General features: G+C 68.5%; 21 protein-coding genes. 20 read left to right on the top strand and 1 reads right to left on the bottom strand.

Annotation, left to right across the window (positions count from 1 at the left end; genetic code table 11):
* Positions 1–257: 257 nt before the first annotated feature.
* From PM1_RS13515 to yghU, 20 genes are all read left to right on the top strand, one after another.
* Positions 258–851 carry a helix-turn-helix domain-containing protein gene (locus PM1_RS13515; protein WP_009622552.1) on the top strand — a complete coding sequence of 198 codons (594 nt, stop codon included), beginning with the start codon at positions 258–260 and terminating at the stop codon, positions 849–851.
* Between the two features lie 1,501 nt (positions 852–2,352).
* A complete protein-coding gene (gene purU / locus PM1_RS13510) occupies positions 2,353–3,219 on the top strand; it encodes a formyltetrahydrofolate deformylase (protein WP_009622556.1) in 867 nt (288 codons plus the stop codon).
* Positions 3,216–4,103: a bifunctional methylenetetrahydrofolate dehydrogenase/methenyltetrahydrofolate cyclohydrolase FolD gene (gene folD / locus PM1_RS13505; RefSeq protein WP_009622558.1), complete on the top strand. Its 888-nt coding sequence runs from the start codon at positions 3,216–3,218 to the stop codon at positions 4,101–4,103. The genes purU and folD overlap by 4 nt, the downstream gene beginning before the upstream one ends.
* A 5-nt stretch (positions 4,104–4,108) precedes the next feature.
* Complete coding sequence (locus PM1_RS13500) at positions 4,109–5,350, top strand: FAD-dependent oxidoreductase (RefSeq protein WP_009622559.1); 1,242 nt, start codon at positions 4,109–4,111, stop codon at positions 5,348–5,350.
* A gap of 10 nt (positions 5,351–5,360) precedes the next feature.
* The gene (locus PM1_RS13495) at positions 5,361–5,657 is read left to right on the top strand and encodes a sarcosine oxidase subunit delta (protein ID WP_009622566.1); all 297 of its coding nucleotides are present in this window, start codon (positions 5,361–5,363) and stop codon (positions 5,655–5,657) included.
* Positions 5,654–8,557, top strand: a complete 2,904-nt coding sequence (locus PM1_RS13490) for a 2Fe-2S iron-sulfur cluster-binding protein (RefSeq protein WP_009622568.1) — start codon at positions 5,654–5,656, stop codon at positions 8,555–8,557. Before PM1_RS13495 ends, PM1_RS13490 begins: the two co-directional genes overlap by 4 nt.
* Positions 8,558–8,560: 3 nt before the next feature.
* The gene (locus PM1_RS13485; RefSeq protein WP_009622570.1) at positions 8,561–9,244 is read left to right on the top strand and encodes a sarcosine oxidase subunit gamma; all 684 of its coding nucleotides are present in this window, start codon (positions 8,561–8,563) and stop codon (positions 9,242–9,244) included.
* Between the two features lie 43 nt (positions 9,245–9,287).
* Positions 9,288–10,043 carry an IclR family transcriptional regulator gene (locus tag PM1_RS13480; protein WP_009622572.1) on the top strand — a complete coding sequence of 252 codons (756 nt, stop codon included), beginning with the start codon at positions 9,288–9,290 and terminating at the stop codon, positions 10,041–10,043.
* Positions 10,044–10,433: 390 nt separating this feature from the next.
* Entirely contained in the window at positions 10,434–11,273 is an 840-nt protein-coding gene (locus PM1_RS13475; protein WP_009622574.1) for a substrate-binding periplasmic protein, read from the top strand.
* A 54-nt stretch (positions 11,274–11,327) separates the two neighbouring features.
* Positions 11,328–12,149: an amino acid ABC transporter ATP-binding protein gene (locus PM1_RS13470; RefSeq protein WP_009622576.1), complete on the top strand. Its 822-nt coding sequence runs from the start codon at positions 11,328–11,330 to the stop codon at positions 12,147–12,149.
* A gap of 10 nt (positions 12,150–12,159) precedes the next feature.
* Positions 12,160–12,831 carry an amino acid ABC transporter permease gene (locus PM1_RS13465; protein WP_009622578.1) on the top strand — a complete coding sequence of 224 codons (672 nt, stop codon included), beginning with the start codon at positions 12,160–12,162 and terminating at the stop codon, positions 12,829–12,831.
* Between the two features lie 10 nt (positions 12,832–12,841).
* Positions 12,842–13,507, top strand: coding sequence for an amino acid ABC transporter permease (locus PM1_RS13460; protein ID WP_009622580.1), 666 nt, complete (start codon positions 12,842–12,844; stop codon positions 13,505–13,507).
* Positions 13,508–13,535: 28 nt separating this feature from the next.
* The gene (dapA, locus tag PM1_RS13455) at positions 13,536–14,414 is read left to right on the top strand and encodes a 4-hydroxy-tetrahydrodipicolinate synthase (RefSeq protein ID WP_009622581.1); all 879 of its coding nucleotides are present in this window, start codon (positions 13,536–13,538) and stop codon (positions 14,412–14,414) included.
* 55 nt (positions 14,415–14,469) lie between these two features.
* Positions 14,470–15,513 (top strand): 4-hydroxyproline epimerase, encoded by a 1,044-nt coding sequence (locus tag PM1_RS13450; RefSeq protein WP_009622583.1) that lies wholly within the window; start codon positions 14,470–14,472, stop codon positions 15,511–15,513.
* Positions 15,510–16,790, top strand: a complete 1,281-nt coding sequence (locus PM1_RS13445; RefSeq protein WP_009622585.1) for an NAD(P)/FAD-dependent oxidoreductase — start codon at positions 15,510–15,512, stop codon at positions 16,788–16,790. The genes PM1_RS13450 and PM1_RS13445 overlap by 4 nt, the downstream gene beginning before the upstream one ends.
* Positions 16,787–18,265, top strand: coding sequence for an aldehyde dehydrogenase family protein (locus tag PM1_RS13440; protein WP_009622587.1), 1,479 nt, complete (start codon positions 16,787–16,789; stop codon positions 18,263–18,265). Before PM1_RS13445 ends, PM1_RS13440 begins: the two co-directional genes overlap by 4 nt.
* Before the next feature lie 10 nt (positions 18,266–18,275).
* The gene (locus PM1_RS13435) at positions 18,276–19,304 is read left to right on the top strand and encodes a proline racemase family protein (protein ID WP_009622589.1); all 1,029 of its coding nucleotides are present in this window, start codon (positions 18,276–18,278) and stop codon (positions 19,302–19,304) included.
* A gap of 62 nt (positions 19,305–19,366) precedes the next feature.
* Positions 19,367–20,074: a GntR family transcriptional regulator gene (locus tag PM1_RS13430; RefSeq protein ID WP_009622591.1), complete on the top strand. Its 708-nt coding sequence runs from the start codon at positions 19,367–19,369 to the stop codon at positions 20,072–20,074.
* A 43-nt stretch (positions 20,075–20,117) separates the two neighbouring features.
* A complete protein-coding gene (locus PM1_RS13425; RefSeq protein WP_009622593.1) occupies positions 20,118–20,882 on the top strand; it encodes an SDR family NAD(P)-dependent oxidoreductase in 765 nt (254 codons plus the stop codon).
* A 162-nt stretch (positions 20,883–21,044) separates the two neighbouring features.
* Positions 21,045–21,887: a glutathione-dependent disulfide-bond oxidoreductase gene (yghU, locus tag PM1_RS13420; RefSeq protein ID WP_009622595.1), complete on the top strand. Its 843-nt coding sequence runs from the start codon at positions 21,045–21,047 to the stop codon at positions 21,885–21,887.
* A gap of 13 nt (positions 21,888–21,900) precedes the next feature.
* On the opposite strand, the gene PM1_RS13415 is transcribed toward yghU, so the two are convergent.
* Complete coding sequence (locus PM1_RS13415; protein WP_009622596.1) at positions 21,901–22,521, bottom strand: DUF502 domain-containing protein; 621 nt, start codon at positions 22,519–22,521, stop codon at positions 21,901–21,903.
* Positions 22,522–23,098 lie beyond the last annotated feature (577 nt).

The following is a 23,098-nucleotide window of genomic DNA, read 5'->3' as shown; positions in this document are numbered from 1 at the left end:
GTTGTCGGTGCCTGGGGCGGTTTGCGCCGGGGCTTCCGCCCCTCGAATTCCGCTCAGGAAACTTACTTTCCCATTAGGAATGCAATGCCAGTGCCAAGTCCGGAGCGCCGTGATGGGAGGCAGCCACGGCGGCTTTTCTTCTGTATATATGGGAAACTTGCTTTCACTGTGGGAAAGTTGCCAAGCCGCAGCCGCCCCTCCGCACTTTCTCAGTGCGAAATAATTATTCTTGAACCTAAACCGTGCAGGAACCCTGAATGTCGACCGAGACCCAACCGCGCCTCCGCCTGGAGCAGTACCTGGGCATGCAGATCAAGCGCCAGCGCCAGGCGCAGGAGCTCAAGCTGGCGGACGTGGCGCGCATCGCGGGGATCAGCCAGGGCATGCTGAGCAAGATCGAGAACGCCCAGGTCTCCACCAGCCTCGACACCCTGAGCCGCCTGTGCGACGTGCTCGGCATGCCGATGTCGAAACTCTTCAGCCAGTACGACCAGCCCGACGGCAACGCCCTGCTGGTGAAGGCCGGCGACGGCCTGGAAGTGGTGCGCCGCGGCACCGAGAAGGGTCACACCTACCAGTTGCTCAACCACACCCGCGGGCCGAAGAAGAACTTCGAGGCCTACATGGTCAGCATGGACGACGCCAGCGAGGAGTTCCCGACCTTCTCCCACCCCGGCACCGAGTTCCTCCACCTGCTGGAGGGCGAGTTGGTGTACCGCCACGGCAACCAGCTCTATCCCATGCAGGCCGGCGACAGCCTGACCTTCGACGGCGAAACGCCCCACGGCCCGGAGAAGCTGGTGCAGGTGCCGATCCGGCTGTTGTCGATCATGAACTACGGCAACGATTGAGCGGCCGGGAGACCAGGCACGCCATTCCCCTGTAGGAGCGAGCTTGCTCGCGAACCGCATGGCACCACGTTTGTTCGCGAGCAAGCTCGCTCCTACGAAAAGCCGTGCCCACCTGCAACGTAGGAGCGGACCTTGTCCGCGATAGCCGGAATCACCGGCGCGATTCGCGGATGAGATCCGCTCCTACGCTGCCCCACCGCTCCATTCCCATGTAGGAGCGCGCACTGCGCGCGATTCGCGGGCAGGGCCCGCTCCTACAGTCCGAGGTGAGGCGTGATTCCACGTAGGGCGCATAACCGTTCGCGGTTATCCGCCGATGTCAATGCCTGCACCGTCCCCCTGTAGGAGCGAGCTTGCTCGCGAACCGCATGGCACCGCGCTTGTTCGCGAGCAAGCTCGCTCCTACGAAAAGCCGTGCCCACCTGCAACGGAGCGGACCTTGTCCGCGATAGCCGGAACCACTGGCGCGATTCGCGGATGAGATCCGCTCCTACGCTGCCCCACCGCTCCATTCCCATGTAGGAGCGCGCCCTGCGCGCGATTCGCGGGCAGGGCCCGCTACAGTCCGAGGTGAGGCGTGATTCCCATGTGGGGCGCATAACCGTTCGCGGTTACCCACCGATGTCAATGCCTGCACCGTCCCCTGTAGGAGCGAGCTTGCTCGCGAACCGCATGGCACCACGTTTGTTCGCGAGCAAGCTCGCTCCTACGAAAAGCCGTGCCCACCTGCAACGTAGGAGCGGACCTTGTCCGCGATAGCCGGAATCACCGGCGCGATTCGCGGATGAGATCCGCTCCTACGCTGCCCCACCGCTCCATTCCCATGTAGGAGCGCGCACTGCGCGCGATTCGCGGGCAGGGCCCGCTCCTACAGTCCGAGGTGAGGCGTGATTCCACGTAGGGCGCATAACCGTTCGCGGTTATCCGCCGATGTCAATGCCTGCACCGTCCCCCTGTAGGAGCGAGCTTGCTCGCGAACCGCATGGCACCACGTTTGTTCGCGAGCAAGCTCGCTCCTACGAAAAGCCGGAATCACCGGCGCGATTCGCGGATGAGATCCGCCTACGCTGCCCCACCGTTCCATTCCCATGTAGGAGCGCGCCCTGCGCGCGATTCGCGGGCAGGGCCCGCTCCTACGGTCCAAGGTGAGGCGTGATTCCCGCGTAGGGCGCATAACCATTCGCGGTTATCCGCCGATGTCAATTCCTGCACCCTCCCCCTGTAGGAGCGAGCTTGCTCGCGAACCGCATGGCACCGCGTTTGTTCGCGAGCAAGCTCGCTCCTACGAAAAGCCTTTCCCGACCGCTCGGCCGAAAACTTTCCTGCCAGGATAAAAATTTTCCCCAGGGTATGGACCCACGGATTCGCTTCGCCTATAAAAGCGCGAAAGGAAATTTATATTCCCAACAGTAAAAATCAATTCACCGGCAAAAGCCGTCCCCGCCGGTGAAACTTCCGCCCTTGCGCGCCGAGCTGCCTCCACACATCACGAGGACCCGACATGCACCACGCCCCCAGCCACTTCATCATCCGCATCAGTTGCCCGGCGGTGTCCGGGATAGTCGCGGCGGTGACCACCTACCTGGCCGAGCAGGGTTGCTACATCAGCGAGATGGCGCAGTTCGACGACGAAGGCAGCGGCCGCTTCTTCATGCGCGCCGTGTTCCGCTTCAACGAGGGCCTGGAGGGCGACATCGGCAATATCGAGTCCGGTTTCGCCGACGTGGCCAGCCGCTTCGACATGGACTGGAGCCTGCACAGCAGCGCCAAGCCGATGCGCGTGCTGCTGATGGTCAGCAAGTTCGACCACTGCCTGTCCGACCTGCTGTACCGCCATGCCAAGGGCGAGCTGGAGATGCAGATCACCGCCATCGTCTCCAACCACCTCGACCTGCGCCCCATGGCCGAGCGAGAAGGCATCCGCTTCATCTACCTGCCGGTGACCAGGGACACCAAGGCCCAGCAGGAAGCCGAGCTGCTGAAGATAGTCGCCGAGACCGGCACCGAACTGGTGGTCCTCGCCCGCTACATGCAGATCCTCTCCGACGACCTCTGCAAACAGCTCTCCGGCAAGGCCATCAACATCCACCACTCCTTCCTCCCCGGCTTCAAGGGCGCCAAGCCCTACCACCAGGCCTACGAGCGCGGCGTGAAGCTGATCGGCGCCACCGCGCATTACGTCACCAGCGACCTCGACGAAGGCCCGATCATCGAGCAGGAAGTGCAGCGCGTGGACCACGCCTACGCCCCCGACGACCTGGTGGCCATCGGCCGCGACACCGAGACCATCGCGCTGTCCCGCGCGGTGAAGTACCACCTGGAACATCGCGTCTTCCTCAACCACGACCGCACGGTGATCTTCAAATGAATGCCATTCCCAGCGTCAAGCTCATCGACGGCAAGGCCACCTCGGCGCGGGTGCTCGCCGAGGTCCGCGAGGAAGTCCTGGCCCTGCGCGAGCATGGCATCCAGCCGGGCCTCGCCGTGGTGCTGGTGGGCAGCGACCCGGCCAGCCAGGTCTACGTGCGCAACAAGGTGCTGCGCGCCGAGGAAGTCGGCATCCGCTCGCTGGAGCACAAGCTGCCGGCGGACACCGGCGAGGCCGCCCTGCTCCAGCTGATCGCCGAACTCAACGACGACCCGGCGGTGAACGGCATCCTCGTGCAACTGCCGCTGCCCAAGCACATAGACGAGAACCGCGTGCTCCAGGCCATCGACCCGCTGAAGGACGTCGACGGCTTCCACAGCGAGAACGTCGGCGGCCTCAGCCAGGGCCGCGACGTGCTCACGCCCTGCACCCCGGCCGGCTGCATGCGCCTGCTGCAGGACACCTGCGGCGACCTCGCCGGCAAGCACGCGGTGGTCATCGGCCGCTCCAACATCGTCGGCAAGCCGATGGCCGCGCTGCTGCTCAAGGCCCACTGCACGGTGACCGTGGTGCACTCGCGCAGCGCCAACCTGCGCGAGCTGTGCCGCCAGGCCGACATCGTGGTCGCCGCCGTCGGCAAGCCGCGCCTGGTCGACGCCAGCTGGCTGAAGCCCGGCGCGGTGGTGATAGACGTGGGCATCAACCGCATCGACGAAGACGGCCGCAGCAAGCTGGTCGGCGACGTCGACTTCGCCAGCGCCCTGTCCCAGGCCGCGGCCATCACCCCGGTGCCCGGCGGCGTCGGGCCGATGACCATCGCCTACCTGATGAAGAACACCCTGGCCGCCGCGCGCCTGCAACGCGCCGGCGCCACCGCGGAGTAAGCAGCATGCCTTTCGCCCTCCTGAAATACGGCCTGAGCGCCGACTACCCGGTGGAAGTCGACCTGCCGCCGCCCTGCGAGCTGAAGCCGCGCTACGACGTGGTGATCATCGGCGGCGGCGGCCACGGCCTGGCCACCGCCTACTACCTGGCCAAGTACCACGGCGTGACCAACGTCGCGGTGCTGGAGAAGGCCTACCTGGGCGGCGGCAACACCGCGCGCAACACCGCGGTGATCCGCTCCAACTACCTCACCAGCGAGGGCGTGAAGTTCTACGCCGAGTCGGTGCGGATGTTCCAGGGCCTGTCCAACGAGTTCGACTTCAACATCATGTACTCCGAGCGCGGCCAACTGACCCTGGCCCACACCGACGCCACGGTGCGCGCCTTCCGCCAGCGCGCCGAGGTGAACAAGCACTTCGGCGGGCGCACCGAGATGCTCGACCGCCAGCAGATCCGTGAGCTGGTGCCCACCCTCAACCTCGACCCCGGGCACCTGCCGGTGATCGCCGGGCTCTGGCACATCGACGGCGCCACCGCGCGCCACGACGCCGTGGCCTGGGGCTACGCCAAGCAGGCGGCCAAGCGCGGCGTGGAAATCCACCAGCTCACCGAAGTGCAGGACCTGGTGGTGCGCAACGGCCGCATCGAGGCCGTGAAGACCAACCGCGGCACCGTGCAGTGCGGCTGCGTGGTCCAGGCCATCGCCGGGGCCAGCTCGCTGCTGATGGCCAAGGCCGGCATCCGCGCGCCCATCCACACCTACCCGCTGCAGGCCATGGTCACCCAGCCGTTCAAGCCGTTCCTCGACCCGCTGGTGAGCTCCTCGGCGCTGCACTGCTACGTGCAGCAGACCAGCCGCGGCGAGATCGTCTTCGGCGGCGGCTCCGACCCCTACCCGCTGTACAACACCCGCTCGACCCTGGACCTGAAGGAAAGCCTGCTGGCCCACGCCATCGAGATGTTCCCGTTCATGGCCAACGCCAAGCTGATGCGCCAGTGGGCCGGGATCACCGACATGACCCCCGACTACAGCCCGATCATGGGCCTGTCGCCGGTCGAGAACTACTACCTCGACGCCGGCTGGGGCACCTGGGGCTTCAAGGCCACGCCCATCTGCGGCAAGACCATGGCCGAGCTTGTGGCCAGCGGCGGCAAGGTGCCGGAGCTGATCGCGCCCTTCGCCCTGGAGCGCTTCAGCCGCTTCCAGCAGGTCAACGAAATGGGCGCCACCGCGGCCAGCCACTGAGGATGCGCAGATGAAGATCATGACCTGCCCGCTCAACGGGCCCCGCAACATCAGCGAGTTCACCTACGGCGGCGAATTCAAGCGCATGCCCGACCCGGCCGGCTGCTCCGACGCGGAGTGGGCCGACTACGTGTTCAACAGCGACAACGCCGCCGGCGTGGTGCTCGAATGGTGGCTGCACAACGCCTCCAGCTACTGGTTCCTGGCCGAACGCCACACCGTCAGCGACCAGGTGATCCGCACCTTCGACCCGAAGGAAATATTCGACCGCCGCATCGACTTCGCCCCGCAGGAGACCGCCCAATGAGCGCCCTCACCCGCCTGCCCGCCCCCATGGGCCTGCTGATCGACCGCACGCGGCCGCTGCGCTTCTCCTTCGACGGCCGCGACTACCAGGGCTACGAGGGCGACAGCATCGCCAGCGCCCTGCTCGGCAACGGCCGCTGGCTGCTCTCGCGCTCGTTCAAGTACCACCGCCCGCGCGGCCCGCTGACCCTCGCCGGGCAGGACGCCAACGCCCTGGTGCAGTTGCCCGACGAGCCCAACGTGCTGGCCGACATGCACCCCACCCGCGAAGGCCTGGCGGTGGAAGGCCAGAACTTCTCCGGCAGCCTCGACAACGACCGCGACGCCTACCTGGGCAAGTTCTCGCGCTTCATGCCGGTGGGCTTCTACTACCGCTCGTTCTACAAGCCCAAGGGCATGTGGAAGGTGTGGGAACCGCTGATCCGCAAGAAAGCCGGCCTCGGCGTGCTCGACCTTGGCTTCAAGCCGCAGTACTACGACAAGGCCTACCTGTTCGTCGACCTGGCGGTGATCGGCGCCGGCCCCGCCGGCCTGCGCGCCGCGCTGGACGCCGCCAACGCCGGGGCCAGGGTGTTGCTGGTGGAACAGCAGCCGGTGCTCGGCGGCTCGCTGAACTACGCCCGCTTCGACATCGCCGGCCGCCGCGCCGCCGCGCTGCGCGCCGAGCTGGTGGGCGCCGTCGAGGGCCACCCGAACATCCAGGTGCTGACCCAGGCCACCTGCAACGCCTGGTTCACCGACAACTACCTGCCGGTCATCCAGCACAAGCGCATGTACAAGGTGCGCGCCACCCGCTGCCTGGTGGCCGCCGGCTCCTTCGACCAGCCGGTGGTGTTCCGCAACAACGACCTGCCCGGCGTACTGCTGACCAGCGCCGCGCAGCGGCTGATGAAGCTCTACGCGGTGAAGCCGGGCAAGCGCGCCGTGGTCCTCACCGGCAACGACGACGGCTACCTGGCCGCCCTCGACCTGCAGGAACAGGGCGTGGAGGTGGCCGCGGTGGTGGACATGCGCGCAGCCCCGGCCGACGCCGAGCTGGCCGCCGAACTGCAGCGCCGGCACATCCCGCTGCACGTTGGCAGCACCGTCTACGAAGCCCTGCACGAGGCCGGCATGCGCCACGTCAGCGGCGTCGACATCCGCCGCATCGCCGGCCAGGGCGAGGTCGCCGCGCAAGGCACGCAGCTGGCCTGCGACCTGCTGTGCATGTCCGCCGGCTACATGCCGGTCTACCAGTTGCTGTGCCAGGCCGGCGGCAAGCTGGCCTACGAGGAGGAGCGCGCCGAGTTCGCCATCAGCGGCCTGCCCGCCGGGCTGGACATCGCCGGCTCGGTGAACGGCCGCCACGCCCTGGGCAACGTGCTCGCCGACGGCGCCCATGGCGCCGCCGCGGCCCTCGCCGCGCTGGGCCTGGACGCGCCGGCGCCGGCCGCCTTCGCCGGCGAGGCGCAGGTGAACTTCCCCTGGCCGATCTTCCCCCACCCCAAGGGCAAGGACTTCGTCGACTTCGACGAGGACCTGCAGGTGCGCGACATCGTCAACGCCACCCGCAGCGGCTACCGCGACGTGCAGCTGGTCAAGCGCTTCTCCACGGTCGGCATGGGCCCGTCCCAGGGCCGCCACTCGGCGCTGCCCACCGCGCGCCTGGTGGCCCGGGCCACCGGCCGCGGCATCGGCGAAACCGGCGTGACCACCGCGCGCCCGCCGTTCGAGGCGGAGAAGCTCGCCCACGTCGCCGGCCGCGCCTTCGACCCCTACCGGCAGACGCCCATGCACCGCCGCCATGTCGAGGCCGGGGCGAAGATGATGCCCGCCGGCATCTGGCAGCGCCCGGCGTTCTACGGCAAGGCCGAGGATCGCGAGCGCTGCATGCAGGAAGAGGCCCGCCACGTGCGCGAGCAGGTCGGCCTGATCGATGTCTCCACCCTAGGCGGCCTCGACGTGCGCGGCCCCGACGCCGCCGAGCTGCTGGAACGCCTGTACACCTTCGGCTTCGCCAGGCTGGCGGTCGGCCGCACCCGCTACGCGCTGATGACCAACGAGCACGGCGTGGTGATCGACGACGGCGTGTGCGCGCGCCTGGGCGAGCGGCACTTCTACGTCACCGCCACCACCAGCGGCGTCGACCGCATCTACCAGCAGATGCTCAAGTGGAATGCGCAGTGGCGCCTCAACGTGGACATCGCCAACGTCACCGCCGCGCTGGCCGCGGTAAACCTGGCCGGGCCGCTGTCGCGCCAGGTGCTGGCCAAGCTCTGCGACGACGTCGACCTGTCCGCCGCGGCCTTCCCCTACCTGGGCGTGCGCAGCGGCAAGGTCGCCGGCATCCCGGCGCGCATCCTGCGGGTGGGCTTCGTCGGCGAGCTGGGCTACGAGGTCCACGTGCCAGCGCGCTTCGCCGAGCGCCTGTGGGACGCGCTGATGGAAGCCGGCGCCGAGCACGGCATCCGCCCCTTCGGCGTGGAGACCCAGCGCCTGCTGCGCCTGGAGAAGGGCCACGTGATCATCGGCCAGGACACCGACGGCATGACCCACCCGGCGGAGATCGACATGCAGTGGGCGATCGGCCGCAAGAAGCCGTTCTTCGTCGGCAAGCGCTCCATCGAAATCCTCGAGGCGCAGCCGCTCAAGCGCAAGCTGGTGGGCTTCGTCCTGCCCAAAGGCAGCGCCCAGCCGCTGGAGGGCCACCTGGTGCTCGACGGCGCCGACATCAGCGGCAACGTCACCTCCTGCGAGTACTCGCAGAGCCTCGGCCAGATCGTCGGCCTGGCCTACGCCGGCGCCCACCAGGCCACCCCGGGGATGCAGATCCCGATCCGCGTGGAGGGCGGCGCGGTGGTGCGCGCCACCGTCGTCCAGCTGCCCTTCTACGACCCGCAGAACCTGCGCCAGGAGCTCTGAGCCATGTCCAGCCTGAAAGCCGAAGACTTCATCGAACGCAGCCCGCTGTACCCGCTGCACCGCGGCGCGCGCCTGGCCGCCCTGGGCCGCGCCGCCATAGTCGCGCGCTACGGCGAGCAGGAAGAGCACGCGCAGTTGCGCAGCTGCGCGCTGATCGACCTGAGCAACCTGCCCCGCGCCGGTTTGCGCGGGGCCGACGCCTCCGCCTACCTGCAAGCCCGCGGCTACGCCCTGCCCGAGGCGCCCAACCGCGCCCTGCGCCAGGCCGACGGCGGCCTGGTGGCGCGCCTGTCGCAGACCGAGTACCTGCTGCTGGGCAGCCTCCACGACGGCGGCGCGCGCGTCGCCGCCGAAGAGGCCGCCTGGCAGCTGGACGACAGCGCCAACTACCTGCTGCCGCGCCAGGACAGCCACGCCTGGCTGCAACTGAGCGGCGAGCACTACGCGCAGGTGATGGCCAAGCTCTGCGGCGTCGACCTGCGCCCGACGGCCTTCGGCCCCGGCGCGGTGGCGCAGACCTCGGCGGCGCGGCTCAACGTCATCGTCATCAACGCCAGCGACGACGACCTGCCCAACCTGCAGATCCTCTGCGACCGCGCCTCGGTGCAGTACTTCTGGGAAGCGCTGCTCGACGCCATGGCCGAGTTCGACGGCCGCCCGGTGGGCATCGACGCCCTGCTCGACTGACCGGCCGGCGGCGCCCCGCGACGGGCGCCGCCGTGGAGGCCCCATGAGTGAAAGCGACTACCGCGTGCCGGCCCTGGAACGCGGCCTGAACCTGCTCGGGCTGTTCAACGCCCGCCAGCGCAGCCTGGGCATGAACGAGATGGCCGAGCGCCTGGGGGTGAGCCCCTCGGCGCTCTACCGCATCGTCCAGACGCTGCAGGACATGGGCTACCTGAACCGCCTGGAGCGCAACCAGTACGAACTGGGCGCGCGGGTGATCTCCGACGGCTTCGCCTACCTGAGCAGCCGCGACATCGTGGAAATTGCCCTGCCGCACCTCAACGCCCTGCGCGACAGCACCTCGCTGTCGTGCCACCTGAGCATCCGCGAGCAGACCGACAGCCTGTACATCTACCGCGCCTTCGCCCCGCAGCGGCTGACGGTGAACATCCCGGTGGGCACCCGCCTGCCCTGCCACGTCACCGCCCTGGGCCGGGTGCTGCTCACCGCCCTGGACGAGGACGGCCTGGCCCAGCTCTACCAGCAGGTACGCCTGGACGACTACCCGCCGCCGGCGCCGCGCACCCTGTTGGAACTGCAGCACACCATCGCCGAGGACCGCGAACGCGGCTGGGTGCTGCACCGCTCGGACTACTCCACCGCCATCGCCACCGCCATCCGCGACCGCAGCGGCCAGGTGGTGGCCGCCATCAACCTGTCCGGCCCGGAGGCGGTGCTGGCCACGCCCAGCGCGGAAGGCCGCTACCTGGGCCTGCTGCGGGAAACCGCGGCGGACATTTCCGCCGAGCTGGTGCTCTAGGCCAGCCGGGGCGGCGGCCCAGCCACCCCGTGCCGCTCACCTCGCCCCGACAGATTGGTTGAGTACGCTTTTTCTCACCTTCAGGTTTCAAAAACCTCACGCAAGCCCTCCCCCTTCAATCCCTTTCCCCAGCGCCCCAGCCCGCCTCCGGCGCACGTCGGCGGCTGCCTGGCGGCCTGACGCGACCGGCCATTGCGCCCTGTGCCCGGCCGACGCAGCCGACCGGTCGGTCATTCGCTGAAGAAAAAGCCCGCGACCTCTGTTGACAGGTTTTGCCCATCGCTCATACGCTGAATACATCGCTGCACACATCAAAGCGCACAACACACCACACAGCGATGAAAGTTGTTTGCCTTCTGCCTACAAAAACAAATTTACGGAGAGGTCAAAATGGCTCGTATGTTCCCCCGCTCCATCCGCAAGGCCCTCGCCTGCGCGGCCGCCGTCGGCGCGCTGCTCACCCAGACCCCGTCCCAGGCCGCCGATACGTCCATGTGGCAGGGCGTGCAGAAGGCCGGCGTATTGCGCTGCGGCGCGGCGGTCGCCGCGCCCTATGTGATGCGTGACGCCGGCAGCGGCCAGTACAGCGGCTACTTCGTCGACCTGTGCCGCGACTTCGGCGAGAAGGTGCTGAAGGTCAAGGTGGAGTTCGTCGACACCAACTGGGACAACCTCGTCGCCGGCCTGCAGAGCGGCAAGTGGGACCTGGCCATGGCCCTCAACCAGACGCCCGAGCGCGCCCTGGCGGTGGCCTTCTCGGCGCCGGCCACCGACTACCAGGTGTCGCTGGTGGTGAACAAGGAGAACCCCAAGTTCAGCGGCGCCGGCAACGCCATCGCCGACTACGACAAGCCCGGCGTGACCTTCGCGGTGATGTCCGGCACCGCCCAGGACAAGGCGATTTCCTCTGTGGTCAAGCAGGGCACCGTCATGCGCCTGCCGGGCATGGACGAAACGCGCCTGGCGCTGATGTCGCGGCGCGCCGACGTGCTGGTCGACGCCAGCGACACCAACCACCTGTTCGCCATGGCCAACGACTGGGCCAGGGAAGTCCTGCCCAAGCCGGCCCTGGCCAAGCAGGGCGTGGCCTTCGGCATGCGCCGCGACATCTCCGCGGCGGACCTGCAGGTGCTGAACATCTACGTGACCCAGCGCCGCGAGACCGGCGAGATCGACCGCCTGGTCGACAAGGCCTCCGCCGAAGTCAACGCCAAGACCGCCGCCAAGTAACTCCCGCCGACACCGGGGGCCGCGCAACGGCGGCCCCCGTGGAGAACACCGCTCATGAATACCCCGCGTTTGGTGGCTGCCCAGCCACAGGCTCCGTTCGCCCCGGATTCCACCGCCGGCGGCGACTTCATCCAGCTCCGAGGCGTGTGCAAGGCCTACGGCGAACAGCTGGTGGTGATGGACAACATGGACCTGGACATGCGCGCCGACGACCGCCTGGTCATCATCGGCCCGTCCGGCAGCGGCAAGAGCTCGCTGCTGCGGGTGCTGATGGGCCTGGAGGGCATCCAGGGCGGCAGCATCGCCTTCCAGGGCCAGCCCTACATCAGCGGCGGCCAGCGCCGCGGCAAGCCGCTGAACGAGGCGCTGCGCACGCAGATCGGCATGGTCTTCCAGCACTACACGCTGTTCCCGCACCTGTCGGTGCTGGGCAACCTGATCCTCGCCCCGTGCAAGGTCCATGGCCTGTCCCGGGCCGCGGCGACGGAGAAGGCCCGCGCCTACCTCGCCCGCCTGGGCCTGGAGAGCAAGCTGCACGCCTACCCCAGCCAGCTCTCCGGCGGCCAGAAACAGCGCGTGGCCATCGCCCGCGCGCTGATGCTCGAACCCAAGCTGATGCTGTTCGACGAAGTTACCTCGGCGCTGGACCCGGAGATGGTCATCGAGGTGCAGAACGTGATGCTGCAGCTGGCCGAGCAGAAGATGGCGATGATCATCGTCACCCACGACATGCACTTCGCCCGCCACATCGCCACCCGCGTGGTGTTCTGCGCCAACGGCAAGGTGGTCGAGCAGGGCCCGCCAGAGCAGATCTTCAGCCAACCCAGGGAAGCCCGCACCCGCGAGTTCCTGGAAAAGGTCGTGCACCTGGATTGAGGGCGGCGCCATGAACTACCAATTCGACTTCCATTTCCTCAGCGGCAGCCTGCCGGCGCTGCTCGGCGGCCTGAAGGTCACCCTGGAGCTGGCCCTGGTGTCGAACCTGATCGGCCTGGTCTGCGGCTTCGGCCTGTGCCTGATGACCCTCAGCCGCTGGTTCTTCGTCCGCTGGCCGGCGCAGCTGTTCATCGAGTTCTTCCGCTGCACCCCGGCGCTGTTGCAGATCGTCTGGTTCTTCTACTGCGTGCCGATGCTCTTCAACGTATTCATCGACCCCATCGCCATGGGCTTCCTGGCCCTGGGCCTGAACCTCACCGCGTTCAACGCCGAGGCCTACCGCGCCGGCGTGCAGGCGGTGCCGCGCGAGCACCTGGACGCCTGCGTCGCCCTGGGCCTGAAGCCCTGGCAGCGCACGCTCTACGTGGTGCTGCCACAGGCCCTGCGCAGCGCGGTGCCGGTGCTGATGACCAACGGCATCGGCAGCCTGCAGCAGAGCGCCCTGGTGGCGATAGTCGCGGTGTCCGACCTGATGTACGTCGGCAAGAGCCTGGCCACAGAGGCCTACCGCCCCCTGGAAACCTACACCCTGATCGCCCTCGTCTACTTCGCCCTGTCGTTGCCCATCGGCCAGTTGGTGCAGTACCTCGAACGGCGCCAGGACCTGGCGACGCAGCGCTGAGGAAACCGCCATGAGCCTCGATTTTTCCGTCGTCTTCTCCTACTGGCAGGTGCTGCTCAAGGGCCTGGCCCTGACCCTCGCCTTCACCCTCGGCTGCGCCCTCATCGGCAGCCTGGCCGGCTTCGTCCTGGCCCTGCTGCGCAACCTGCGCAGCCGCCTGCTGAAGCTGCCGGTGACGCTGTTCGTCGAGTTCTTCCGCGGCACGCCGCTGCTGATCCAGCTGTTCTGGGTGTTCTTCTGCTTCCCGGTGGTGTTCGGCCTGGACATCCCGCCCTACGTCTCGGTGGTGATCTCGCTGACGCTGTACATGGCCGCCATCACCAGCGAGACCTTCCGCGGCGCGCTCAAGTCCATCGCCGGCGAGCAGCACGACGCCTGCACCGCGCTGGGCCTGACGCCGCGGGTGAAGGTGCTCTACGTGGTCTTCCCGCAGGCCCTGCTGCGCGCGGTGCCGCCGCTGCTGTCGAACGTCGTCAGCCTGTTCAAGGAGAGCGCGCTGATCTCCTCCGTCGGCGTCGCCGACCTGATGTTCGTCGGCCAGAACATCTCCAACAGCACCGCGCGGCCGGTCGAGTTCCTCTCCGCCGTCGCGGTCATCTACTTCCTCGTGGCTTTCCCGCTGACCCGCTTGGTCGGCGTGATCGAAGCCCGGATGCTCAGGCGCTACGCCTACTAACCCCCCACCACCGATGCGGAGATCCACCATGCAACTCACTGGCATCCTGCCCGCCCTCGTCACGCCCTTCGACAAGTCCGGCGCGGTCGACCACGACACCCTGGCCTCGATCCTCGAATACCAGCTCAAGGCCGGTGTCAGCGGCTTCGTCCCGCTGGGCTCGACCGGCGAGTACTACGCGCTGACCAACGAGGAGCGCCGCCAGGTCCTGGCCACGGTCAAGGAAGTGGTCGGCGAGCGCGGCACCCTGATCGCCGGCGCCAACGGCTCCTGCACCCGCGAGGTGCTGGAGCAGGTCAAGCAGACCGTCGAGGCCGGCTACACCAACCTGCTGATCGCCCCGCCCTACTACGCGCTGCCGTCCCAGGAAGAACTGCTGGCGCACTACCGGACCATCCTGGAGACCTTCCCGGAAATCAACCTGGTGCTCTACAACTACCCGGTGCGCACCAACGTCGAGGTCGGCATGGGCGTGGTCCAGGCGCTGGCCGAGCACCCGCGCGTCATCGCCATCAAGGAAAGCAGCGGCAACCTGCTGCGTGCCATCGAGATCGGCACCAGCTACAAGGACAAGGTGCAGCTGTCCTGCGGCTCCGACGACCAGGCCCTGGACTTCTTCCTCTGGGGCGCCAGCAGCTGGATCTGCGGTCCGGCCAACTGCTTCCCCGACCAGGTGACCGACTTCTACCGCAAGTTCGCCTCCGGCGACCTGGCCGGCGCCCAGGAGGTGATGCGCAGCCTGTTCCCGGTGATGGCCAGCCTGGAAAGCGGCAAGTTCGTGCAGAAGGTGAAGTACGGCTGCGAGCTGGCCGGCTTCAGCGCCGGCAACGCGCGCGCCCCGCTGCTGCCGCTGACCGACGAAGAAAAGGCCGAATTCCGCAAGGTATTCGAGGCTTCCCAGCGCTGAGCGCATGGACGCCGCTGCCCGCCCCGGCAGCGGCGCCCCCTGGAGGACGCACCCCATGAGCCGACAGAGTTTCACCTGCATCGAAGGCCATACCGAAGGCATGCCCGTGCGCATGGTCATCGACGGCGCCCCCGAGCTGCACGGCGCCAGCATGAGCGAAAGGCGCCAGCACTTTCTGGCCGAGCACGACTGGGTCCGCCGGGCGCTGATGCTCGAACCGCGCGGCCACGCGCACATGTCGGGCACCCTGCTCTACCCGCCCGTGAGCGAGGACGCCGACCTCGCGCTGCTGTTCATCGAGACCTCCGGCTGCCTGCCCATGTGCGGCCACGCCACCCTCGGCTCGATCACCTTCGCCCTTGAAGCCGGCCTGGTCCGGCCGAAGACGCCGGGCACGGTGATCGTCGACGTCCCCGCCGGGCGCGTCAGCGCGCAATACCGCATGCAGGACGGCAAGGTCGGCGGCGTGCGCTTCACCAACGTGCCGAGCTTCCTCCTGCAGCGCGACCTGAGCATCCGGCTGCCGGCCCTCGGCGAGCTGCGCCTGGACATCGCCTACGGCGGCAACTTCTACCCGATCATCGAGCCGCAGCCGAACTACCCCGGCTGCGAGCACTTCACCCCGCAGCAATTGCTGGCCTGGGGGCGCGAAGTGCAGGCGCTGGTGAACCGCGAGTTCGCCGTAGCGCACCCCGAGGACGCCAGCATCCGCGGCGTGAAGCACTGCATGTGGGCCGGCCGCCCCTTGGCAGCCGACGCCGATGGGCGCAGCGTAGTGATTGCCGGCGACAGCCTGATCGACCGCTCGCCCTGCGGCACCGGCACCTCGGCCCGGGTGGCCCAGCGCCATGCCCGCGGCCTGCTGGCGCGCGACGCCGTGTTCCGCCATGAAAGCCTGATCGGCAGCCGCTTCGACGGCCGCGTCGAGGAAGTCCTGGCCCTGGCCGACGGCACGCCGGCGGTGCGTCCGAGCATCGAGGGCCGGGCCTGCATCACCGGCCGCGCCGAACATTACGTCGACAGGGCCCAGCCCTACTGGCAGGGTTTCAGCCTGGAAGACTTCACCGACCACCGCAGCCCGGAAGAGACCCTGAAATGAACGACCCGCAAGCCGCTTCGCAAAACGCCATCGTCGTCGGTGGCGGCATCGTCGGTGTCTGCTGCGCCCTGTACCTGCAGCGCGAAGGCTACCGCGTCACCCTGGTGGACCCGGCCGCGCCGGGCGACAGCACGGCGAAATGGAGCTGCGGGCAGATGGCGGTGAGCGAGGTCATCCCGCTGTCCAAGCCGGGCATCCTGATGAAGGTGCCCGGCTGGCTGCTCGACCAGCGGGGCCCGCTGGCCCTGCGCCCCAGCGCGCTGCCGGGCATCCTGCCGTGGTTCCTGCGCTTCGTCGCCTGCGCGCGGCATGCGAAGATCGCCGAGATCGCCCGCGACATGGCGCGCCTCACCCACCACGTCTACGAGGACTACGCGCCGCTGCTCGACGCCTGCGCGGACAAGAGCCTGCTCGGCCAGCGGCCGATCATCGAGGTGTTCGACTCGCCCGCCGCCCTGGTCCACGAGCGCCCGCACCTGGAGCTGCGCAAGTCGCTGGGCTTCCAGTCCGAGGAACTCGACGGCGCCGCCATCGGCGACCTCGAGCCGGCCCTGGCCGGCAAGTTCCAGCACGGCCTGCTGTTCCCCGACTGGCGCGCGGTGAACGACACCGAAGGCTTCATCGCCGCCCTCACCGCAAGCTTCGTCGCCCAGGGCGGCATCCGCGTGCGCGAGCAGGTGAAGCACATCGACGAAAGCGCCGAGCGCGCCGCCGGCGTCACCCTGGCCGACGGCAGCCGCTACCCCGCCCAACTGGTGGTGGTGGCCGCCGGCACCGGCTCGCGGCAGTTCTTCGAGCAGCTCGGGGTGAGCATCCCGCTGGCCGGCATCGCCGGCTACCAGGCGGTGCTGCCCACCCCGGGCGTGGACATCCGCCATTCGGTGATCTACGCCGACGGCGGCTTCTGCTTCGCCCCCATGACCCGCGGCCTGCAGATCGGCGGCACCATCGAGTTCGCCGGCCCCAACGCAGAACCCAACTTCCGGCGCGCCGAGATCATCCTGGAAAAGGCCCGCCGCGTGCTGCCGCAACTCGACACCGCCAAGGTCGAGTTCGGCGTCGGCTACCGCCCCTTCCTGCCCGACACCAAGCCGGTGATCGACCGCTCGCCGCGCCTGGGCAACGTGCTCATGGCCTTCGGCCACGGCCAACTCGGCCTCACCCTGGGCGCCACCACCGGCCGCCTGGTCGCCGACCTCGCCGCCGGCCGCCGCCCGGCCCAGGACCTCAGCCCCTTCAGCGCTCGCCGCTTCGTCTTCATCGGAGGAACCGCATGAACTACCAGCAGCTCTACATCGACGGCCAATGGCTCGCCCCCGCCAAGGGCGGCAGCTTCGACACCTTCGACCCCAGCGACGAAACCCTCCTCGCCCGGGTGGCCGCCGCCACCGCCGAGGACGTGGATGCCGCGGTGCGCGCCGCCCGCCGCGCCTTCGACGAAGGCCCCTGGCCGCGCATGAGCGGGGCCGAGCGCGCCGCCGTGCTGCGCCGTATCGCCGAAGGCATCCGCGGCCGCCAGCAGGAACTGGCCGAACTGGAAGTGCGCGACAACGGCAAGCCGCTGCCCGAGGCGCTGTGGGACATCGGCGACACCGCCGGCTGCTTCGACTTCTACGCCGATCTGGCGGAAAAGCTCGACGCTGGCCAGGAGCAGGAAATCGCCCTGGCCGACGAGCGCTTCAGCTCGGTGGCGCGCAAGGAGCCGGTGGGCGTGGCCGGTGCCATCATCCCCTGGAACTTCCCCATGCTGATGGCCGCCTGGAAGGTCGCCCCGGCCCTGGCCGCCGGCTGCGCCATGGTGCTCAAGCCCTCGGAATTGACGCCGCTGACCGCCCTGCACCTGGCCCAGATCGCCCATGAAGCCGGCCTGCCGGCGGGCGTGCTCAACGTGGTGACCGGCCTGGGCGCCGACGCCGGCGCGCCGCTGGCCGAGCACCCGGGCGTGGACAAGCTGGCCTTCACCGGCAGCGTGCCCACCGGCAGCCGGATCATGCAGGCCGCCGCCCGCGACATCAAAAACATCAGCCTGGAGCTGGGCGGCAAGTCGCCCTTCGTGATCTTCGCCGACAGCGACATCGAGGCCGCCGTGGAGTGGATCCTCTTCGGCATCTTCTGGAACCAGGGCGAGGTCTGCTCGGCCACCTCCCGCGTGCTGGTGCAGCGGGCGCTGTACGAACCGCTGCTGGCGCGCCTGGCCGAAGAGGCGCGGAAGATCACCATCGGCAACGGCCTGCGCGAAGGCGTGCTGCTCGGCCCGCTGGTCAACAAGGCGCAGTACGACAAGGTGCTGCAGGCCATCGCCCGCGGCCAGGAAGAAGGCGCGCGGCTGGTCTGCGGCGGCGAACGCCCGGCCGGCCTGGACAAGGGCTACTACGTGCAGCCGACAGTGTTCGCCGACGTGCCCGAAGACGCCTGGATCTGGAACGAGGAAATCTTCGGCCCGGTGGTCTGCGTGCGCCCGTTCGACAGCGAGGACGAAGCCGTGCGCTCGGCCAACGCCTCGCGCTTCGGCCTGGGCGCCGCGGTGATGTCCCGCGACCTGCCGCGCTGCGAGCGCGTCGCCCGGCGGTTCCGTGCCGGCATCGTGTGGATCAACTGCTCGCAACCGACCTTCAGCGAGGCGCCCTGGGGCGGCTACAAGCACAGCGGCATCGGCCGCGAGCTGGGCGAATGGGGCCTGAACAACTACCTGGAAACCAAGCAGATCACCCGCTACGACAGCGAGCAGCCCTGGGGCTGGTACATCAAGTGAGGTGCGACTGATGCGCTGGAAGAAGACGCTGCAACTGGCCGACGTGCACTGCGAAGGCGAGATCGGCAAGGTCATCACCGGCGGGGTGCTGGGCATCCCCGGCGAGACCATGCTGGACAAGATGAATTACATCAACGAGGTCGACGACAGCCTGCGCCGCCTGGTGGTCATGGAACCGCGCGGCTGCCTGCAGATGTCGGTGAACCTGCTGCTGCCGCCGACCAACCCTGCGGCCGACGCCGGCTTCATCGTGCTGCAGGCGGACAAGGCCCACCCGATGTCGGGCAGCAACTGCATCTGCGTGGTCACCGCGCTGCTGGAGCTGGGCATGCTGCCGATGCAGGAGCCGGAGACGACCGTGGTGCTGGACACCCCCGCCGGGCTGGTCACCGCCCGCGCGCGCTGCGCCGACGGGCGCTGCCTGGGAGTGTCGCTGGACATGGTGCCGGCCTTCGTCGAGCAACTGGACGTGCCGATCGACGGCGGCGAGTTCGGCCCGCTGAAGGCCGACATCGCCTTCGGCGGCGTGTACTACGCGCTGATCGACGTCGAGCAGGTCGGCCTGGCCATCGCCCCGGAGAACGCCCGCGAACTGGCCGATGCCGGCGTGAAGCTGCGCGGCCTGATCAACCGGCAGGTGCGCGTGCGCCACCCGCTGTACCCGCAGATCGACGAGGTGGCCTACGTGATGTTCCGCAACCGCCTGGACGCGCGCACCTACCAGACCTGCACCACCCTGCCGCCGGGGCGCGTCGACCGCTCGCCCTGCGGCACCGGCAGCTCGGCCAACCTCGCCACGCTGAGCGCGCGCGGCCTGGTGCGGCCCGGCGAGCGCCTGGTGTCGCGCTCCACCATCGGCGGCGAGTTCCAGGTGGAGCTGCTCGGCGCCACGGAAGTGGCCGGCAAACCGGCGGTGCTGCCGCGGGTGGAAGGCCGCGCCTGGCTGTACGGCATCCAGCAGATCGGCGTCGACCCGGACGACCCGCTGGCCGCGGGCTTCATGCTCAGCGACACCTGGGGCCCGGCGTTTCCGCGCTGAACGCGGCCACGCTAAGATGGCGGGCTGGTCTGTATGACACAGCCCGCGCACACCGAGACCTGATGATGGCCAAAGAAGAAGAAGTGGAAAGCCCCGGGCGCCGCCATGGCGGACGCTATATCTACGAGGAGCTGCGCAAGCAGATCCTCACCCTCAAGCTCAAGCCCGGCGTGCAGCTGGACGAGGTCTCCCTGGCGGCGCAGTTCGGCCTGTCCCGCTCGCCGGTGCGCGATGCCCTGGCCCGGCTGACCAGCGAAGGCCTGGTCACCATCCTGCCCAACCGCACCACCCTGGTCACGCCCTTCGAGATCGAGGAGTTCCCCAACTACGTGGCCGCGCTGGACCTCATCCAGCGGGCGGTCACGCGCCTGGCCGCGCTCCAGCGCAGCGACGAGGACCTGCAGGCGATCCGCAAGGCCGACGCGGCCTACATGGCGGCCGTGGAGTCCGGCGACTTCCAGGCGATGTCCGAGCTGAACAAGGCCTTCCACATGGCCATCGCCGAGGCCGGGCGCAACCCCTACTTCGTCAGCTACTACGAACGCCTGCTGGGCGAAGGCCAGCGCCTGCTGCACCTGCACTTCGACTACATCGTCAGCTCGGCCGGCACCGCCCGCCTGGGCCGCGACCACGAGGAAATCATCGAAGCCATCGCCGCCCGCGACGCGGAAGCCGCCGAAAAGGCCGCCCACGAGCACACCATGCTGTTCCAGCGCCGCTTCCTGGAATACATGCAGCAGAACCTGACGGCGAAAATGAGCCTGGCCTGAACTTCAACCACCCCCGAACTTCAACCACCAATAGGAGCAAGGGATGTCTTCCGCGAAACCGCTGTGCGGGCAAAACATTCTGGTCACCGGCGCCTCCGGCCAGATCGGCGCGGCCATCGTCCGCCGCCTGGCGCAGGAAGGCGCCCGGCCGATCATCCATTTCGGCCGCGACCGGGCCGGCGCCGAGGCGCTGCTCGCCGCTGTCGGCGGCGAGGGCTGGCTGGTCCAGGCCGACCTGTCGGACACGCAGGGGCCCTTCCAGCTGTGGCGCGAGGCCCAGGCTCTGGCCGGGCGGGTGCACGGCCTGGTCAACAACGCCGGCATCCGCACGGAAATCTCCATCGATGCCGACGAGGCGGCCTGGACGGCGGCCTGGCAACGGGAATTCCAGGTCAACCTCTTCTCCGCCGCCACGCTGTGCAAGGAAGCCCTGCGCCATTTCCGCGCCCTCGGCGGCGGGCGCATCGTCAACCTCGCCAGCCGCGCCGGGCAACGCGGCTATGCCGCCGACGCCATGCCCTACGGCGCGACCAAGGCGGCGCTGATCAACCTCACCAAATCCATCGCCCGCAGCTTCGGCCAGGACGGCGTGGCGGCGGTGGCCATCGCCCCCGGCTGGGTGCGCACCGACATGGCCGAAGACTTCATCGCCAGGCACGGCAAGGCCGCGGCGGTCGCCGAGATCCCCATCGGCGAAATGGCCGAGCCGGACGAAGTGGCCGAACTGGTGGCCTTCGCCCTGCGGCCCTCGCTGCCGTCCCTGAGCGGCGCGACGCTGGACCTGAACGGCGGCAGCTATATCCGCTAGCGGCTGGCCCTGGTCGCCGACCAGGTTGCCGGAGGCCGTCCCGCCCGTTACAACGAGAGGCTGGACATCAGGCGGCTGACAGGGTTTTCTGAAGGGCTTTAGCGGCCACGACAGAACCAAGCCCGTGGCGACCGACGAACTCCGTCCAAGGCGAGGATCGACATGCCGAACGAAACCTACACCCCACCGCGCGTCTGGACCTGGGACAAGGACAATGGCGGCGCCTTCGCCGGCATCAACCGTCCGGTCGCCGGGGCCACCCACGACAAGCCCCTGCCGCGCGGCAAGCATCCGCTGCAGCTGTATTCGCTGGCCACGCCCAATGGCGTCAAGGTGACCATCCTGCTCGAAGAGCTGCTGGAGTTGGGCCTGGAGGGCGCGCAATACGATGCCTGGCCCATCAGCATCAGCCAGGGCGAGCAGTTCGGCAGCGGCTTCGTCGAGGTCAACCCGAACTCCAAGATCCCCGCCCTGCTGGATACCGGCCTGGAGCCCGCGCTGCGCGTCTTCGAGTCCGGCTCGATCCTGCTCTACCTGGCCGAGAAGTTCGGGCGTTTCATCCCAGGCGACATTGCCGGGCGCACCGAAACCCTGAACTGGCTGTTCTGGCAGGTCGGCAGCGCCCCCTTCCTGGGTGGCGGCTTCGGCCACTTCTACGCCTACGCGCCGGAAAAGTTCGAGTACCCCATCAACCGTTACGCCATGGAGGTCAAGCGCCAGCTGGACGTGCTCGACCGGCAGCTGGCGAGCAACCGCTACGTCGCCGGCAGCGAATACAGCATCGCCGACATGGCGATCTGGCCCTGGTACGGCGCGCTGATGAACAACCAGGTCTATGCCGCCGCCGAGTTCCTCGACGTCGAGACCTACACCCACGTGCGCCGCTGGACGGACGAAATCGGCAAGCGCCCCGCCGTGCAGCGCGGGGTCAAGGTCAACCGGACCTGGGGCGAGGCCCACGAGCAAGTGCCCGAACGCCACGGGCCCGACGACTTCCGGCGCTGAGACGGGCGGCCGGTCAGGCGGAACCGCCGCCGGGCGGCGACTCCCGGCCACGGGCCGCCTCCATGGCCTGCACCAGGCCGCGGGCGCCGGAGCCCCATTTGGTGATGACCTTCACCGCCTCGGTGAAAGGCACGTCGACCGGGTGCACGCGATGCGCATCCAGCACGTACACGGCGCCGGCGAAGGGTGTCGGCACCGAGGGCACGAACACGGTGTAGCGGCCGTCCTCGAACGCCTCGATGATGAAGCCGGGCACCAGGGCCTCTTCGATTTCCACCAGGGCCGGCTTCCAGATGCCGTCGTTCTTCTCGCCGGCCACCTGCAGGGTCAGGCTGCGCAGCAGTTCGTAGCCCGGAATGCGCTCGAACACCGAGCGCTCCAGCCGGCCACGGGCCAGCTTTCCCAGGCGGGTGCGCACGGCGAGGCCGATGACGAAGCAGATCACCAGCACGAGCAGCACGGACAATATCTGCTGGGCCGGCAGGCTCTCCGGCAGCAGCTGGGTGAAGGGCCGGACCAGTTGGCCGGCCGAGGCGATGCCCTTGAGCAGGAGCAGCAGGGCCAGGTAGATCGGCAGGATGACCAGCAGGCCTGCCAGCACGCACCTGCCGATGAAAGCGACGGCGTTTTTCACGGAAGCACCTCCTCGGGTTGCTGGCCGCGGCCCGTGGAAAACACCTGCGCAGGGTCGGCCACGCGTGCCGGCGGGAGGCCGGCAGGGCTTGGAGATAGCCTAGACGACGGTGGGTCGTTTCACTTTCCCTTGGCTCTGGAAGACCAAAAACCAGAGCAAGAGCCACTTTTGCTTTTCGTAGGAGCGAGCTTGCTCGCGAACCCCGCAGTCACTGGGTTGCCGCGTTCGCGGGAATGACGGGGGATGGTTAGGCGTTTCAGGATGACTCAGGATTTTCCTCCCGCTCCGAACGGCCCCCTCTCCCTTCAGGGCGGGGCGCGCAGCCGAGGGCTGGGGAGAGGGTTACGGACTCCCCCACACACCTCTGCCAACCCTGACTCCGCTCCCCCTCCCTAACCCTCCCCCGCAAGCGGGAGAGGGAACCGTTCGGCATGAAACGCAATCACGAAGCTCCCTGCCACCACATCCGTCTAGCCAAACCAATCGCGGACGGAGTCCGCTCCTACGGGTCGAGAATCGTCAGGCTTCGGTGTTTCGGCCAACGGCGTATAACCGCGAACGGTTATACGCCCTACGC

This window comes from Pseudomonas sp. M1 (assembly GCF_022760135.1).
GTDB lineage: Bacteria > Pseudomonadota > Gammaproteobacteria > Pseudomonadales > Pseudomonadaceae > Pseudomonas > Pseudomonas citronellolis.
The sequence above is the reverse complement of the archived record's forward strand: the minus strand, read 5'-3'. Positions and strand labels throughout refer to the sequence as shown.

Coding starts and splice junctions, on each gene's coding strand:
- PM1_RS13515 (WP_009622552.1), top strand. CDS start 258: ATGTCGACCGAGACCCAACCGCGCCTCCGCCTGGAGCAGTACCTGGGC.
- folD (WP_009622558.1), top strand. CDS start 3,216: ATGAATGCCATTCCCAGCGTCAAGCTCATCGACGGCAAGGCCACCTCG.
- purU (WP_009622556.1), top strand. CDS start 2,353: ATGCACCACGCCCCCAGCCACTTCATCATCCGCATCAGTTGCCCGGCG.
- PM1_RS13480 (WP_009622572.1), top strand. CDS start 9,288: ATGAGTGAAAGCGACTACCGCGTGCCGGCCCTGGAACGCGGCCTGAAC.
- PM1_RS13460 (WP_009622580.1), top strand. CDS start 12,842: ATGAGCCTCGATTTTTCCGTCGTCTTCTCCTACTGGCAGGTGCTGCTC.
- PM1_RS13495 (WP_009622566.1), top strand. CDS start 5,361: ATGAAGATCATGACCTGCCCGCTCAACGGGCCCCGCAACATCAGCGAG.
- yghU (WP_009622595.1), top strand. CDS start 21,045: ATGCCGAACGAAACCTACACCCCACCGCGCGTCTGGACCTGGGACAAG.
- PM1_RS13470 (WP_009622576.1), top strand. CDS start 11,328: ATGAATACCCCGCGTTTGGTGGCTGCCCAGCCACAGGCTCCGTTCGCC.
- PM1_RS13490 (WP_009622568.1), top strand. CDS start 5,654: ATGAGCGCCCTCACCCGCCTGCCCGCCCCCATGGGCCTGCTGATCGAC.
- PM1_RS13430 (WP_009622591.1), top strand. CDS start 19,367: ATGATGGCCAAAGAAGAAGAAGTGGAAAGCCCCGGGCGCCGCCATGGC.
- PM1_RS13435 (WP_009622589.1), top strand. CDS start 18,276: ATGCGCTGGAAGAAGACGCTGCAACTGGCCGACGTGCACTGCGAAGGC.
- PM1_RS13500 (WP_009622559.1), top strand. CDS start 4,109: ATGCCTTTCGCCCTCCTGAAATACGGCCTGAGCGCCGACTACCCGGTG.
- PM1_RS13465 (WP_009622578.1), top strand. CDS start 12,160: ATGAACTACCAATTCGACTTCCATTTCCTCAGCGGCAGCCTGCCGGCG.
- PM1_RS13485 (WP_009622570.1), top strand. CDS start 8,561: ATGTCCAGCCTGAAAGCCGAAGACTTCATCGAACGCAGCCCGCTGTAC.
- PM1_RS13425 (WP_009622593.1), top strand. CDS start 20,118: ATGTCTTCCGCGAAACCGCTGTGCGGGCAAAACATTCTGGTCACCGGC.
- PM1_RS13450 (WP_009622583.1), top strand. CDS start 14,470: ATGAGCCGACAGAGTTTCACCTGCATCGAAGGCCATACCGAAGGCATG.
- dapA (WP_009622581.1), top strand. CDS start 13,536: ATGCAACTCACTGGCATCCTGCCCGCCCTCGTCACGCCCTTCGACAAG.
- PM1_RS13475 (WP_009622574.1), top strand. CDS start 10,434: ATGGCTCGTATGTTCCCCCGCTCCATCCGCAAGGCCCTCGCCTGCGCG.
- PM1_RS13440 (WP_009622587.1), top strand. CDS start 16,787: ATGAACTACCAGCAGCTCTACATCGACGGCCAATGGCTCGCCCCCGCC.
- PM1_RS13445 (WP_009622585.1), top strand. CDS start 15,510: ATGAACGACCCGCAAGCCGCTTCGCAAAACGCCATCGTCGTCGGTGGC.